The sequence below is a fragment of the Sphingomonas sp. UYP23 genome (assembly GCF_054059235.1).
Genome location: NZ_JBSSBX010000001.1, coordinates 458,267 through 472,371 on the forward strand (window position 1 = coordinate 458,267; position 14,105 = coordinate 472,371).

At 66.8% G+C, this 14,105-nt stretch carries 13 protein-coding genes and 1 tRNA gene; 4 read left to right on the forward strand and 10 right to left on the reverse strand.

What is annotated here, in order from left to right; genetic code table 11:
* Nucleotides 1-15 precede the first annotated feature (15 nt).
* The 4 genes from ACVWYO_RS02485 to ACVWYO_RS02500 form a co-directional block, all read right to left on the reverse strand.
* Nucleotides 16-441: a hypothetical protein gene (locus ACVWYO_RS02485; RefSeq protein ID WP_457348625.1), complete on the reverse strand. Its 426-nt coding sequence runs from the start codon at nt 439-441 to the stop codon at nt 16-18.
* A gap of 11 nt (nt 442-452) precedes the next feature.
* Nucleotides 453-1,727: a tyrosine-type recombinase/integrase gene (locus tag ACVWYO_RS02490; RefSeq protein WP_457348626.1), complete on the reverse strand. Its 1,275-nt coding sequence runs from the start codon at nt 1,725-1,727 to the stop codon at nt 453-455.
* Nucleotides 1,721-2,299, reverse strand: a complete 579-nt coding sequence (locus tag ACVWYO_RS02495) for an integrase arm-type DNA-binding domain-containing protein (protein ID WP_457348627.1) — start codon at nt 2,297-2,299, stop codon at nt 1,721-1,723. Before ACVWYO_RS02495 ends, ACVWYO_RS02490 begins: the two co-directional genes overlap by 7 nt.
* A 185-nt stretch (nt 2,300-2,484) precedes the next feature.
* Nucleotides 2,485-2,571: transfer RNA gene (locus ACVWYO_RS02500), tRNA-Tyr, on the reverse strand.
* A gap of 242 nt (nt 2,572-2,813) precedes the next feature.
* Between ACVWYO_RS02500 and rlmB the strand changes: the two genes are divergently transcribed.
* Nucleotides 2,814-3,560 (forward strand): 23S rRNA (guanosine(2251)-2'-O)-methyltransferase RlmB, encoded by a 747-nt coding sequence (gene rlmB, locus ACVWYO_RS02505; protein WP_457348628.1) that lies wholly within the window; start codon nt 2,814-2,816, stop codon nt 3,558-3,560.
* A 106-nt stretch (nt 3,561-3,666) separates the two neighbouring features.
* On the opposite strand, the gene ACVWYO_RS02510 is transcribed toward rlmB, so the two are convergent.
* Nucleotides 3,667-3,984 (reverse strand): 2Fe-2S iron-sulfur cluster-binding protein, encoded by a 318-nt coding sequence (locus ACVWYO_RS02510; protein WP_457348629.1) that lies wholly within the window; start codon nt 3,982-3,984, stop codon nt 3,667-3,669.
* A 71-nt stretch (nt 3,985-4,055) separates the two neighbouring features.
* On the opposite strand from ACVWYO_RS02510, the gene ACVWYO_RS02515 reads away from it, so the two are divergent.
* Genes ACVWYO_RS02515 through ACVWYO_RS02525 form a run of 3 tightly spaced genes read left to right on the forward strand, consistent with a single transcriptional unit; the run spans nt 4,056 to nt 5,886 of the window.
* Nucleotides 4,056-4,679, forward strand: a complete 624-nt coding sequence (locus ACVWYO_RS02515) for a DNA-3-methyladenine glycosylase family protein (protein ID WP_457348630.1) — start codon at nt 4,056-4,058, stop codon at nt 4,677-4,679.
* A complete protein-coding gene (locus ACVWYO_RS02520; protein WP_457348631.1) occupies nt 4,679-5,023 on the forward strand; it encodes a hypothetical protein in 345 nt (114 codons plus the stop codon). Before ACVWYO_RS02515 ends, ACVWYO_RS02520 begins: the two co-directional genes overlap by 1 nt.
* The gene (locus tag ACVWYO_RS02525; protein WP_457348632.1) at nt 5,020-5,886 is read left to right on the forward strand and encodes an S-methyl-5'-thioadenosine phosphorylase; all 867 of its coding nucleotides are present in this window, start codon (nt 5,020-5,022) and stop codon (nt 5,884-5,886) included. The genes ACVWYO_RS02520 and ACVWYO_RS02525 overlap by 4 nt, the downstream gene beginning before the upstream one ends.
* Before the next feature lie 36 nt (nt 5,887-5,922).
* On the opposite strand, the gene ACVWYO_RS02530 is transcribed toward ACVWYO_RS02525, so the two are convergent.
* The 5 genes from ACVWYO_RS02530 to ACVWYO_RS02550 all read right to left on the reverse strand — a co-directional run bounded on the left by ACVWYO_RS02530 (nt 5,923) and on the right by ACVWYO_RS02550 (nt 14,100).
* Nucleotides 5,923-6,738: an HpcH/HpaI aldolase/citrate lyase family protein gene (locus ACVWYO_RS02530; RefSeq protein WP_457348633.1), complete on the reverse strand. Its 816-nt coding sequence runs from the start codon at nt 6,736-6,738 to the stop codon at nt 5,923-5,925.
* Nucleotides 6,735-8,231: an efflux transporter outer membrane subunit gene (locus ACVWYO_RS02535; RefSeq protein ID WP_457348634.1), complete on the reverse strand. Its 1,497-nt coding sequence runs from the start codon at nt 8,229-8,231 to the stop codon at nt 6,735-6,737. The genes ACVWYO_RS02530 and ACVWYO_RS02535 overlap by 4 nt, the downstream gene beginning before the upstream one ends.
* Nucleotides 8,228-11,416 (reverse strand): efflux RND transporter permease subunit, encoded by a 3,189-nt coding sequence (locus tag ACVWYO_RS02540; RefSeq protein ID WP_457348635.1) that lies wholly within the window; start codon nt 11,414-11,416, stop codon nt 8,228-8,230. The genes ACVWYO_RS02535 and ACVWYO_RS02540 overlap by 4 nt, the downstream gene beginning before the upstream one ends.
* Nucleotides 11,413-12,621, reverse strand: coding sequence for an efflux RND transporter periplasmic adaptor subunit (locus ACVWYO_RS02545; protein WP_457348636.1), 1,209 nt, complete (start codon nt 12,619-12,621; stop codon nt 11,413-11,415). The genes ACVWYO_RS02540 and ACVWYO_RS02545 overlap by 4 nt, the downstream gene beginning before the upstream one ends.
* Before the next feature lie 210 nt (nt 12,622-12,831).
* Nucleotides 12,832-14,100, reverse strand: a complete 1,269-nt coding sequence (locus tag ACVWYO_RS02550; RefSeq protein WP_457348637.1) for an amidohydrolase family protein — start codon at nt 14,098-14,100, stop codon at nt 12,832-12,834.
* Nucleotides 14,101-14,105 lie beyond the last annotated feature (5 nt).

Sequence of the window (14,105 nt, forward strand, 5' to 3'; positions counted from 1 at the left end):
GATCGCCCCCAGGCGCTACCCTTCGGTCTTTGAAAGCCAGGCCTCCGCGTCGCGCCATTGCGAGGTGGAATTGCTTTCGACACGCCCATTCGGCATCTCGATTGCCCAGGTTTTGCTGTGCAAGGCTTCAGCGTCCAACACGATAGGTCGCGTCACCCCATCAGCATAGACGCCCCAACCGATCACGGTTTGGCGGCCGACGATCTCTGAGCCGTCCTCTTCCGAGATGCGCTCCAGGAAGTGAGTACCTGGCTGCGCCGGCATCATAGAAACCAGCGTCGTCTCCAGCGTAAAATCCCATTCATTGTCGCTCACGCTATGCGTTTCACCTTGCGAATCGGTGATCAGATAACCGCCACCGATATGGCGCGCTGTAACGACGTGCTGGAGTGCGATGTCGAAACCCTGAGTCTCTTTCGATCCGTACCGACGTATGAACATTGCTTGCTTCCCTACTTCCGTTTTCCATTGAGCAGCGTGTCCGCGGCGGGCATGCCGGCAAAGAGCATATCTGCCCAGATCTGCGCAAGCTCGCGCCGCCGGTCCATATGAGCCTCGCGGTTATAGGCGCCCTCCACCTTGTCCTCGACGACGTGAGCCAGCATCAAGTTGATCACCTCGCGATCGTCTGGGCGACCTTTCCGGCGGCGCCACCCGTTCATGATCGTGGAGAACGACGAGCGCCAACCATGCGGGCAGTGGCGATTGACGTATTTCCCCTCACCCGCGCGGCGAATCATCACATTGACGGCGTTCTCCGACATCGGACGGTGCGTGTGGCGATCGTTCGGGAAGAGGTATGGCAGGTGGCCCGTGAGCGGCCGCACTGCCTCGATCACCTCGACCGCTTGGCGCGACAGCGGCACGATGAACTCGTACATCACGTCGTCCTTGAGCTTCAGCTTGAGCTTCATCTCGCCCGGCGGCACGCGCCATATGGGCTCGGGGCCATCCAGCCCTTCCAGCTCGCTCCACTTGCACGCGCGCTGCACCGACGAGCGTACTGCTGTCAGCGCCAGCATCCGGTTGGCGAGCTTGGTGATCGGGCTGGCCGCTTCGGCCTCGACGTCCACAAGCAGCTCGCGAACCTCGGGCAGCGTGAGAAGGGCGGGCTGGCTCTGGGACTTCGGCTTAGGCCGGAGCAGCGACTTGATCACGGCGGCGGGGTCTCCGCTCCGGAAGCCACCGGCCGCGGCGAAGGCAAACACGCCGCTGGCGCGCTGGCGCACGCGGTGCGCTGTCTCGATCGCGCCGCGCTTCTCGATCTTGCGCAGAGCCTCGAGCAGGACCGCCTCAGTGATGTCCTTGATCGGCATGCTGCCAATTGTCGGAAAAAGATCCGCTCGTAAGCTGTCGATCACGTTGGCGGCGTGGATCGGGCTCCACTTAGGCTTGTTGAGATCGTACCAGGCGCGCGCGCAAGATTCGAAGGTGTTTTCGGCGCTCAGCGCGCGCGCGGCGCGCTCCTGCTTCTTCTCGTTGGACGGGTCTCGCCCCTCGCGCAGCAGGCGCTTGGCCTCCTCGCGCTTCTCGCGCGCGGCGACCAGAGACACCTCGGGGTAGCTGCCGAAGGTGAGCAGCTTCTCTTTCTTGTCAGCCGTTCGATATTTCAGGCGCCAGGAACGGTGGCCCGAGGTCGACACCAAAAGGAACAGGCCGCCGCTGTCCGAGAGCTTGTAGGGCTTGTCGCCGGGCTTCGCCTTCTTGACCTGGTTGTCGGTCAGCATGGCCATTGTCCTGCCTCAGCAACCTGACGGACGAACTTTTCCAATGGCGGCGTCGGAGAGAACCATTCTCCCCTGTCGCGCGAGCCGGCGAACATACGGTGCACCTCCCGCTCGGGAGCGTGCCCACCCGGAATAGCTGCCAGGAGAAGAAGCGGCTCCGCGTGGCTGGTCTGCAAGTCGAGAATGCGATGCTCAGGATTCGACGTGAGGCCAATTTTGATGTGACCGGTCGAGGCACGAACGAAATAGACGAAGCGCGCGCCTTCGGCCGGCACTGGAATTTCAGCCAGCGTCATTGACGGTGGAGCGTCGGCGCCGATGTGCCAGCGTTTGGGCTCTATACCATCCGCTAACTGGCGGCGCGCCACGTCCGCTCTACGCCGCGCCTCGTGCAGATCGACGAACGGATAGCGGCCTAGCGTCAGCAGCTTCTCGCGCTTTTGGAAGCGGTACTTGAGCCGGAAGGATTTCGCGCCGGTAGGCGAAACATGCAGGTACATGCTCTGCTGGTCGGCGAGTTTGTAAGCGGCGTCCGTCGGGACCGCCGCCGCTATCAATCGATCGTCAAGCATAGCCTTCTCCGCGCTGCTTGGGGGTAGTTTGGTGAGGGGGTATTTCAAAGTACCCCAACGCTACCCCCGGAATCATGACGCTAGGGCCGGTTCATGCCGGACACTGCCGGATGAGCGGACCCACGCGTTTCTGCAAGTTTTGATAGCGTATGTCGGCTGTTCTCGGAAGTCTCCGGAAGAACATATGGTGGACAGGGTAGGGTTCGAACCTACGTAGGAGAAACTCCGGCAGATTTACAGTCTGCTGCCTTTAACCACTCGGCCACCTGTCCCCAGGTGCTCACCCTTGCGGGCGGACGCTCCGAAAAGCGAGGCGTGCCAATGCCGACCGCATCGGCGCGTGTCAACGGCTATAGCGACGCTTTCGCGATCAAATCGCGCAAGGCTTGCGCGAGCGGCGTCCGGCGCATACCCGTGGCGGCAGTATTCGCGCCTCTATTGGCGTTGTCGATCCGAAGGTTTTCGCAATGCAGTCTCTCCCCCTCCCCGCTCGCATTTTCGGTGGGATCGCCTGATGGCCGGCCGTCGCGGACATCGCCCGTCGCAAGCCCCTGCCGGGCGCCCGCGCTTCTGGGGACGGCACGCCGTCACCGCCGCGCTCGAGAATCCCGAACGCGTCGTCCGGAAGATCTGGGCAACGCGCGAGGCGATCGCCAATATCGAGTTCGATCCCGCCATCCCGATCGTCTATGCCCAGGTGACCGATCTCGCGCGGCTCGTCCCGGGCGATGCGCCGCACCAGGGGCTGGTGATCGAGGTCGATCCGCTCGAAGATATCTGGCTCGCCGATCTGCTCCAGCAGGGCGAGGGCGACCAGCGCCCGTTGCTGATCCTCGACGGGGTGACCGATCCGCACAATGTCGGCGCGATCCTGCGTTCGGCCGCCGCGTTCGATGCGCTCGGCATCGTCACGCCCGACCGCAACGCGCCACCCGAATCGGGCACGATCGCGCGCTCGGCCTCGGGCGCGCTCGAGACCGTGCCATGGGTGCGCGTCACCAATCTGGCGCGCGCGCTCGAAGAGATTGCCGAGGCCGGCTTCTGGCGGATCGGCCTTACGGGCGATTCGAACCAGACGCTCGGCAAGGCGATGGGGACGCAGCGCGTCGCGCTCGTACTCGGTGCCGAGGGCGAAGGCATGCGGCAGAACACCGCCGCGCATTGCGACGAGCTCGCCAAGCTGCCGATCTCGGACAAGATCGAGAGCCTCAACGTGTCGAACGCGGCGGCGATTGCGCTCTACGCAGTGGCGACGCGCTGATCAGCGGTCGCCGGCGGTACGGACGCACGCCGGCAAAGCCTTGGTAGGACGGGATCGCCTGCGCGACCGCACCGGCGCCGTCGCTGCGCCGATGCGCCTGCGCGCGTCAGTCCTCCGCGGCGATGGTGACCTTCAGCCCGTCGAGCGCATCGGTCATCGGCAGCTGGCACGACAGCCGCGACGTCGCGGTGCGATCGGCCGACGAATCGAGCAGATCGTCCTCGTCTTCGCTCATCTTGGGGAGTTTGTCGGCAAATTCCGGGTCGACATGGACGTGGCATGTCGCGCACGAGCAGCAACCGCCGCACAGCGCCAGGATCTCGTCGATCCCGGCGTCGCGGATGACTTCCATTACCGACAGGCCTGCCTCGCCTTCGATTTCGCGTTCTTCGCCTTCCCGGGTTACGACGATAAGCTTGGGCATGAAGGGTCCTTTGCGATAGCGAATTTCCACCGCCATGCCGCCAGACGCGGCGCCGATCAAGGGATCACCGCATGGGCCTGAGCGCCGAACAGCTGAAGACCGCCCTCGACGAACTCGCGATCCGCGAACCTGCCTTCGCCGCGGCGCTCGCGCGCGTCGGCTATCCCGAACCGAGGATCAGCGCGCGGGGGTACGCCACGCTGCTGCGCACGATCATCGGGCAGCAGGTCAGCACCAAGGCGGCGCAATCGGTGTGGCACAAGCTCGAGGGGATCGTGGGCGACCTCACCGACCCCGGCAACGTCACCAAGGCGAGCGACGAGCAATTGCGCGAAGCCGGACTGTCGCGCCAGAAAGCGGGCTATGCGCGCAGCCTCTCGGCGCTGGTGACGAGCGGTGAGCTCGATCTCGAGCATCTCCCCGCCGACGACGAGGAAGCGATCGCCAAGCTCGTTGCGGTGAAGGGCATCGGGCGCTGGTCGGCCGAGATCTACCTGCTGTTCGCCGAGGGGCGGCTCGACATCTGGCCGGCGGGCGACCTTGCGATCCAGATCGAGGTCGGCCGTATCCTCGGCCATGAGGCACGCCCGAGCGAGAAACTGGTGCGCGAGCTTGCCGAGCCATGGCGCCCGCATCGCGGCGCGGCGGCGGTGTTCGCCTGGTATCACTATCAAAGCGACATGAAGGTAATCTGATGGCCAAAGCCGACCGCCTCGCCCGGCTCGATGACCGCCGCATCGAGAGCGAAACCGAATATCAGGCGCTGTTGCGCGGCGCCTTGGAGCGGACGGCAGCGGGGCAGATCCGGCTGTTCGGGCACACCAAGGACAAGGCACAGATCGCCAAGGCCGCGCCGATCGTCGCCGAATTGACCGAATTGGGCGACGCGATCGATGCGCTGCGCGATCAATTGTCGATCGAACCGTTTGCGTTGCATGCGCAATTCCTTGCCTCGCGCGGCGCGGTCAGCGCACATGCCGTTGGCGAGGCGAAGCAGGCGCAGGCCTGGCTCGATCAGTGGACGGAGACTCCCGCATGAGCGGCAAATGGAAATTGGGCATTATCGGCGGATCGGGCCTCTACGCGATCGATGCCTTGGAAAACCCGCAGTGGCGCCGCGTCGATACGCCGTGGGGCGCCCCGTCAGACGAATTGCTGTTCGGCTCGATCGGCGATGTCGAGCTCGTCTTCCTGCCGCGCCACGGGCGCGGGCACCGGATCAGCCCGTCCGAGCTCAACTTCCGCGCCAATGTCGACGCGCTCAAGCGCAGTGGCTGCACCGATCTGGTCGCGATCTCGTCGATCGGGTCGCTGCGCGAGGAATTGCCGCCGGGGCATTTCGTCGTGGTCGACCAGTTCATCGACCGGACGGTCGCGCGCGAATCGAGCTTTTTCGGCACCGGCATGGTGGCGCACGTCTCGATGGCCGAACCGGTCTGTCCGCGCCTCTCGGCCTTCGCCGCCGAGGCGGTCCATGCCGCTGGCGGGACCGTCGCCAAGGGCGCGACCTATCTCGCGATGGAGGGGCCGCAATTTTCAAGCCGCGCCGAGAGCCTGCTGTATCGCCACTGGGGGGCCGACGTGATCGGCATGACGGCGATGCCCGAGGCCAAGCTCGCGCGTGAGGCCGAGCTGCCTTACGCGCTGATCGGGATGGTGACCGATTACGATTGCTGGCGCGAGGAAGCCGCCTTCGTCGAGGTCCATGAGGTGATCAAGCAGATGGGCGCCAACGGCGCGATTGCGCGCAAAGCCGTCGAAGCGCTGGTCGCTGCGCTCCCGGCCGAGCGGACGGCCTCGCCGCTCGACACGGTGCTCGACTACGCGCTGATCACCGCCCCCGAGGCGCGCGATCCGGCGGTGCTGGCGAAGCTCGATGCGGTGGCTGGGCGGGTGCTGTAACCCGTAAACCCGCTCCCCTTCAGCGGAGGGGCGATGTCAAATTGCGACGATGCGCTCGGCCTGTTCGAGATGCAGCCGCTCGACCATCTCGCCATCGACGCGGATCGCGCCTCTTTCGGCATTCTCCGGCAGCGCGAACGCCGCGATCACCGCCTGCGCCCACGCCACGCGCGCGTCCGACGGCGCGAAGGCACGATTGGCCGGCGCAATCTGCGCAGGGTGAATCAGCGTCTTGCCGTCGAAGCCGAACGCCGCACCCTGCCCGCATTCCGCAGCCAACTCGGGCGTATCAGCCAGCACGTTCGACACGCCGTCGAGCGCGATCAGGCCATACGCGCGGGCCGCGGTGACGATCGCGGTGAGGTGCGGCAGCAGCGGCAGGCGATCGGCCCCAGGCGTGCAGCGCATCGCCTTGGCGAGATCGTTCGTCCCTGCGACGAGGCAGGCCAATCCAGGCGCAGCCGCAATCGCGGGCAGCGCCAGCATCGCCGCGCACGTCTCGATCATCGCCCAGAGCGGCACCGCGCCAAGCTGCGCGCGCGCCAGGGCCAGATCGCCCGGCGCGGAAACCTTTGGCAGCAGGACAGCGTCGAAACCAGCATCGGCCGCCGCGGCAAGATCGGCCCCGCCCCATTCGGTATCGAGACCGTTGACGCGCAGCACCAGCAAGCGCGTGCCAAACCCGCCTTCGGCCGCCGCGACGATCGCCTGATCGCGCGCCACGGCCTTTTGCTCTGGCGCGACCGAATCCTCGAGGTCGAGGATCACCGCATCGCAGTCGAGCCCGCGCGCCTTGACGATCGCGCGCATGTTCGATGCGGGCATGAACAAGGCGCTGCGGATCGCCCTCACGGAGTCGGCGTCGCGGACTCGCGCCGCACCGGCGCGGGGGCGTCTTCCCAGCCGCCGCCGAGCGCCTTGAACAGGCTGATCTGCGCGTCCGAGACCGCTGCATCGGATTGCGCCAGCGCCGCGCGCGCGCTCGCCCGGTCACGCTCGGCGTCGATCAGCAGCAGGAAGCTGTCGGCGCCGTAATCGAAGCGCAGTTGCGACAGCTTCGCCGCGGCGCTGCTCGACGCCTCGGCGCGGCGCAGTGCGGCGTTGCGGTCGAGCGCGCCGGCATAGCGGGCGAGCGCCTGCTCGACTTCCTGCAACGCGGTCAGCACGCGGCCGTCGAAGGTTGCGAGACTCGCATCGGCGCCAGCGCGCGCCTGACGGATCCGCGCGCGCGCAACGGTCTGGTTGGGGAAGCTCCACGAGATCAGCGGGCCGGCCGAATAGGTCACCGCGCTGCCCTTGAACAGCTGGCTGCCGCGCTGCGCATTGAGGCCGATCGAACCGAGCAGTTGGATCTTGGGATACAGATCGGCCACGGCAATGCCGATCCGCGCGGTATCGGCGGCGAGCGTACGCTCGGCGGCGTGGACATCGGGACGCCGGGCGATCAGCGCGGCGCCGTCGCCGACCGGGAGCACCGATGCGATCCGCGGCGGCGCCTTGCAGGCATCGGCGGCGGCCTCGACTTGTTCGGGCGGCAGGCCGGTCAACACGGCAAGCGCGTAGAGCGACGCACGCCGTTCGGCCTCGAACCCGGGGATCGTCGCCTGTGTCTGTGCGAGCAGCACATCGGCACGCTCGACATCGCGCCGCGTACCGCGCCCCGCGTCGAACAGCGTGTTGGTCAGCGCAAAGGTGCGCTGCTGCAACGCCACCGTCTCGAGCGCAACCGAACGCTGCGCGGCATTCCCGCACGCGGTCGCATAGGCGCGCGTAGTCTCGGCCGCGACCGAAACGCGCGCGGCATCGAGCTGCGCCTGCGCCGCCTCGACGTCGCCGCGCGCCGCCTCGATCGCGCGGGTGATGCCGCCGAACAGATCGACTTCGTACGACGCATCGAAGCCGAGCTTGAAGCTGTTGTATTGGAACGTCTGTTGCGTCGAGGTGCCGGTCGTTCCACCCGTTGCCCCGCCGGTCGCCAGCCCGCCGGCGCCGACGCTGGCGAGATTGGCCTGCCCGCGCGTATATTGCGCGCTCGGGCCGGTCGTCGGGAGCCGCGCGCCACGCTGCTCGTCGAGCACCGCGCGCGCGCGCGCGAGGTTGCCCGCCGCGACGCGAACGTCGGTATTGTGCGCGAGCGCATCGGTGACCAGCCGGTCGACGACCGGATCGTTGTACAATCGCCACCAATGATCGGGCAGCGGGGTCGGCGTGATCGCCGCGCTCTTGCCCGCTTCGGCAAAGCTGCCGCCCACGGCGGGGACCGGGGTGGTCGGCTTGGTGTAATTGGGCCCCACGACGCACGCCGATAAAGCGAGCGCCGGGAGCACGGTCAGGATGCGCTTCATGCCGGCGTCTCCTCGGGCGCGGGGAGGTGCTTTGGCGGCGTGTCCTTCCGGCGCGGCATCTTCGACGAAACCCAATCGCCGAACGTCCGGCTGATGACGTAGAAGCTCGGCGTGAACAGCAGGCCGAAGGTCGTCACGCCGATCATCCCGAAGAACACCGCGACACCGAGCGCACGACGCATCTCGGCGCCCGGCCCCGTCCCGATCACCAGCGGCAGCACGCCGAGAATGAACGCGATCGAGGTCATCACGATCGGGCGCAGACGCTGCTCGGCGGCGTGGATCGCGGCCTCGTGCATTTCCATCCCGGCATCCTCGTTCTGCCGCGCGAACTCGACGATCAGGATCGCGTTCTTCGCCGCCAGGCCGATCAGCACGACGAGGCCGATCTGCGTCAGGATGTTGTTGTCCCCGCCGAACAGGTTCACCCCGACGATCGCGGCCAGCAGGCACATCGGCACGATCAGGATGACCGCGAGCGGCAGCACCAGGCTTTCGTAATTCGCCGCGAGCAGCAGGAAGACGAACAGCACCGCGAGCCCGAACACCAGCGTCGCGGTATTGCCCGCCTGCTGCTGCTGGAAGGCGAGCTCGGTCCATTCGAACGCCATGCCCTTGGGAAGCGTCTCGCCCGCCAGCTTCGCCATCGTCTGGAGCGACTGGCCCGACGAATAGCCGATCGCGGTATCGCCCTGCAGCTCGGCGGAGGGATAGAGGTTGTAGCGCACGACGCGATACGGCCCGCTGTCGTTCTTGAGCGTCATCACCGAATCGAGCGGCACCATGTTGCCCGACGCCGACCGTGTCTTGAGATGCCCGACGTCCGACGTCTGGTCGCGATAGGGCGCGTCGGCCTGTGCCGTCACGCGATAGGTGCGCCCGAGATAGTTGAAGTCGTTGACATAGGTGCCGCCGAGATAGGTGCCGAGCGTCGAGAAGACGTTCGCCGTCGGCACGCCGAGCTGTTCGGCACGTTCGCGGTCGATATCCGCCGACAGACGCGGGGTGCGCGTGTTGAAGGTGGTGAAGGTGCTGACCAGGCCCGGGGTCTGGTTGGCCTTCATCATCATCGCGAAGGCAGCACCTTCGAGCGCCTTGTAGCCGAGGTTAGACCGGTCCTCTATCAGCATCTTGAAACCGCCGCCGGTGCCGATCCCGCGGACGGGCGGCGGCGGCACGATCAGCAGATTGCCGCCATGGACCGCGCTCAGCGCGCCGCGCATCTGGTTGGCGATCTCGTCGGCGGTCTTGCGGTCGCCGAACGGCTTGAGCGTAATGAACATCGCGCCCGCATTCGGTGCGGTCGAGAAGGTCGCACCGTCGAGACCAGCGAACGCGACCGTCGCAAGCGTCGATGGGTTCTTGAGCGCGATCTTGGTCGCTTGCTCCATCACTTCGGAGGTACGCTGCAGCGACGAACCCGGTGGCAGCTGGAGCACCGCGATCAGATAGCCCTGGTCCTGCGCGGGAATGAAGCCCGACGGCGTGGCATAGAGCCGCCACCCGGCCAGCCCGATCAAGCACGCATAGACGATCCCGACGAGCGCCAGCGCACGCACCGCGCGCGCGGTGAACTTGCCGAACCGGCTGCTGATCCTATCGAACCCGCGGTTGAAGCCGCGCGCGAAGCGCGTTGGCCAGCCGAGCACGCCGGCGCGCGGCTCGGCATCATGCTTGGGCTTGAGCAGCAATGCTGCGAGCGCGGGCGAGAGCGTCAGCGACACGAACGCCGAGATGACCGCCGCCGACACGATCGTCAGCGCGAACTGCTGGTAGAACTGCCCCGAAATCCCCGGGATGAAGCTGGTCGGAATGAACACCCCGCACAGCACCAGCGAGATCGCGATCAGCGCGCCCGACACTTCGTCCATCGTCTCGTGCGCGGCTTCGCGCGGACTGAGGCCCTTTTCCTCCATCAACCGCTCGATATTCTCGACCACGACGATCGCATCGTCGACGACGATCCCGACCGCGAGGATCAGCCCGAACAGCGAGAGGTTGTTGAGACTGAAGCCGAACGCCGCGAGCATCGCGAGCGATCCGACGAGCGACACCGGCACCGCGATCAGCGGTACGATCGTCGCGCGCCAGCTCTGCAGGAACAGCAGCACGACGAGCGCGACGAGCACGATCGCCTCGACCAGCGTGTGATAGACCGCCTCGATCGACGCCTGGATATATTCGGTCGGGTTGTACGGGATCTGATATTGCAGCCCGGGCGGGAAGCTCTTCGACGCCTCGGCGATCGACGCCTTGACCGCATCGGCGGTGGTCAGCGCGTTCGATCCGGGAAGCTGGGTGATCGCGATGCCGATCATCGGCTTGCCGCTGAGCACCGCGTTGATGCCGTAATCCTGCGCGCCGAGCTCGACCCGCGCGACATCGCGCAGCCGCGTGAGGCGCCCCTCAGTGTCGCGTTTTACGATGATCTGGCCGAACTCTTCGGGCGTCGTCAGACGGCCCTTGGTCTGGATGCCGAGCTGGAACGCGGTACCGCCCTGGTTGAACGGCGGCGCACCGACCGAGCCGACGGCGACCTGAGCGTTCTGTGCGCGGATCGCGGCGACGATCTCGTCGGTCGTCAGGTTGCGCGATGCGGCGAGATCGGGGTTGATCCACACGCGCATATTGTAGTCGCGGCCGCCAAAGGCGCGGACGCCACCGACGCCGGGAATCCGCGCCATGCGGTCGATCAGCTGCGTCGTCGCATAGTTCGAGACATATTGCTGCGTCAGCGACCCGTCGGGCGAGGTCAGCGCGATCACCATCAGGATGTCGGGCGAATTCTTCGCCACCGTCACACCGACGCGGCGCACGTCGTCGGGCAGGCGCGGCTCGGCGGTCGAGACGCGGTTCTGCACCAGCACCTGCGCCTGATCGACATCGACGCCCTGTTTGAAGGTCACGGTGATCGACAAGGCGCCATCGCCGGTCGACGAGGACGACATGTAGATCATGTTCTCGACGCCGTTGATCGATTCCTCGAGCGGCGCGGCGACGGTTTCAGCGAGCGTTTCGGCGTTGGCGCCGGGATAGGTGGCGGTCACGACGACGGTCGGCGGCGCGATCTCGGGATATTGCGCGACGGGCAGGCCGGGATAGGCGACCACGCCGAACACGACGATCAGGATCGACAGCACCGCCGCGAAGATCGGCCGCTCGATGAAGAAATGGGGGAATTTCACGGGCGCTTACTCGCAGTCGCATCGGATGCGGGGGGCGCGGTGTCGGGCTGGCTAGTCGGCGAGGTGTTCGCCGCACGCGGCTTCATCGTGGTCAGCACCGCCTTTACCGCCATGCCTGGTTGCAGCGCGGTGATGCCCTCGATCACGACATGTTCGCGCGACGCAAGGCCAGTCTTGATGACGCGCAAGCCTTCGACCTGCGGCCCGGTCTCGACCGGGCGCTGGATCGCCTTGCCGTCCTTGCCGACGACATAGACGAGCTTGCGCGTCTGGTCGGTCACGACCGCTTCGTCGGGGACGAGCATCGCATGATAGGTGCCCGAGCCGAGCAGCCGCGCGCGCCCGAACAGGCCGGGGGTGAGGAAGCCGTCGGGATTGGAGATCACCGCATGCGCGCGGATCGTCCCCGAATTGGGATCGACCGCATTGTCGACGAATTCCATCCGGCCGTGCCAGCGATAGCCGCTCTCGTCGGCGAGCTGGACCTCGACCGGGTTCGGCGTGTTGCGCGACGAGCCACGCTCGCCGGCCTTCGCCTGGCGGAGGTATTTCAGGTAGAAGCTCTCGGCGCCGTCGAACGAGAACCAGATCGGGTCGGTCGAGACGACGCGCGTCAGCACCGTGGTCGCGTCGGTCGCGTAATTGCCCTTGCTGACACGGCGATCGGACACGATCCCGGTGATCGGCGAGCGGACCGTGGTGAAGCTGAGATTGAGCTGCGCCGTGGTGACATTGGCATTGCCCGCGCCGAGATCGGCCTGTGCGCTGCGGACGTTGGCGAGCTTGGTCTCATATTCCTCGCGGCTGATCGCCTGCGCGGCGAGCAGCTTGTCGGCACGCGCGAGCTCGGAGCGTGCATTCGTGAGCGCAGCCTGCGACTTGGCGACCTGCGCGCGTGCCTGGGCGAGCGCGGCGGCATAGGGGCGCGGATCGATCGTGAACAACGCTTCGCCCGCGCGGACGCGCTGCCCGTTGGCGAACAGCACCTTGTCGATGGTCCCCGATACACGTGGGCGCAGTTCGACGTCCTGGATCGCCTCGAAGCGCCCGACATATTCGTCCCAATCGACGATATCGCGCTGCAGCGGCAGCGCCACGGTAACCTGGGGTGCGGGGGGTGGCGGGGGCGCGCTCTTCGAACAGGCAGCAAGTGCCGCGAGACTGGCAACGGCCAACAGCGAGCGAACCGAGCTCGTTAGCTTCATCATCTACGTCTATCCCCAAGACCTGGTCGTCACCAATCCACCCTCGTCCAGGTGATCCGCTCTCGGGGGCGGATTCACGGCCATCGCGCCCTAAGTGCGACGGCAAATGCTGCAATGCAAGCGGCCAGCAAGAAACGCTTGGTTTCCGTACCGCCACGAACTGGCAACAAGTGTAACAATCGGAGGATGCCGATCGCTGGCGTCGCCGAGCTATGGCGCGATCGCTACACCATTCTTCATGACCCAGGCAACGTGTCGGATGGACTCGATCGCGCTGGTCGGATCTCCCTTCACGGCGATCAGGTCGGCGAGGAGCCCGGCCCCCACCCTGCCCCGGTCGCTCAGGTGCAATGCGCGCGCATTGCCCGATGTCGCGGCGATCAGCACCTGCGCCGCGGGCATTCCCGCCGCGACCATCAACACCATCTCGCGCGCATTCTCGCCATGCGCGAACACGCCGACATCGCCGCCCATGCAGATCGGCACCCCCGCCGCGCGCGCCAGCGCGAACGACGCGCGGCTCTGCGCGACCGCCTCGGGCACCGGATCGCCGCCGTTCCAGCCGCGATAGCGCGCGACCGCGTCGGAGGCGGCGAGCGTCGGGCACAGCGCGATGTGGTGCGCTGCCATCGCGCGGAAGATTTCGGGCGTGCCGCCATAGCCATGCTCGATCGTATCCGCGCCCGCGGCGATCGCGCGGCGCATCCCCTCGGGCGTGGCGGTGTGGACCGCGACGGTCCGCCCGGCATCGTGCGCCGCCTCGACCGCGGCCGTCATCTCCGCAGTGGAAAAGGTCGGACGGCTCGGCTCGCCCGGACCCCAGCGATAATCGCCATAGAGCTTCACGACGTCGGCCCCAGCCGCGATCTGCGAGCGGACGACGCGCACCAGCTCGTCGACCCCGCTCGCTTCCTCGGCGCCCTGCGGGATGACGAGACCGGGCTCGAACCCCTTGGGCCCGTAGGCGCCCTTGGCGACGATCGCGCGCGTCGCGACGAGCATCCGCGGTCCCGGCACGATCCCCTTCGCGATCGCCTCGCGCAAACCCACATCGGCATAGCCCGCGCCTTCGGTGCCGAGATCGCGCTCGGTGGTGAACCCAGCGCGCAGCGTCGCCGCCGCCTGCGCGACGGCGCGCGCGGTGCGCAGCGCGAGCGGCTCGTGGAGGACCTGATCGTCCCAGCTCGTCTCGTTATAGGGATGGAGGAAAATGTGGCCGTGGCCTTCGATCATGCCCGGCATCAGCGTATCGCCGGGCAGGTCGATCGTCGCTGTCCCGGCCGGCACCGCGAGCGCGGGACCTACTGCGGTAATGCGATCTCCGGTGACGAGCACCTCCCAACCGGGATGCGCAACCGGGTCGACCCCGTCGAACACGGCCGCCGGGCGCAATAATGTGGTTCGCGGTGCAGCCGGTTCGGGCGCGGCGGCGCCGAGCGTGAGCGGGACGAGCAGGATTGCAGCGATCACGCATTTCATCGGTC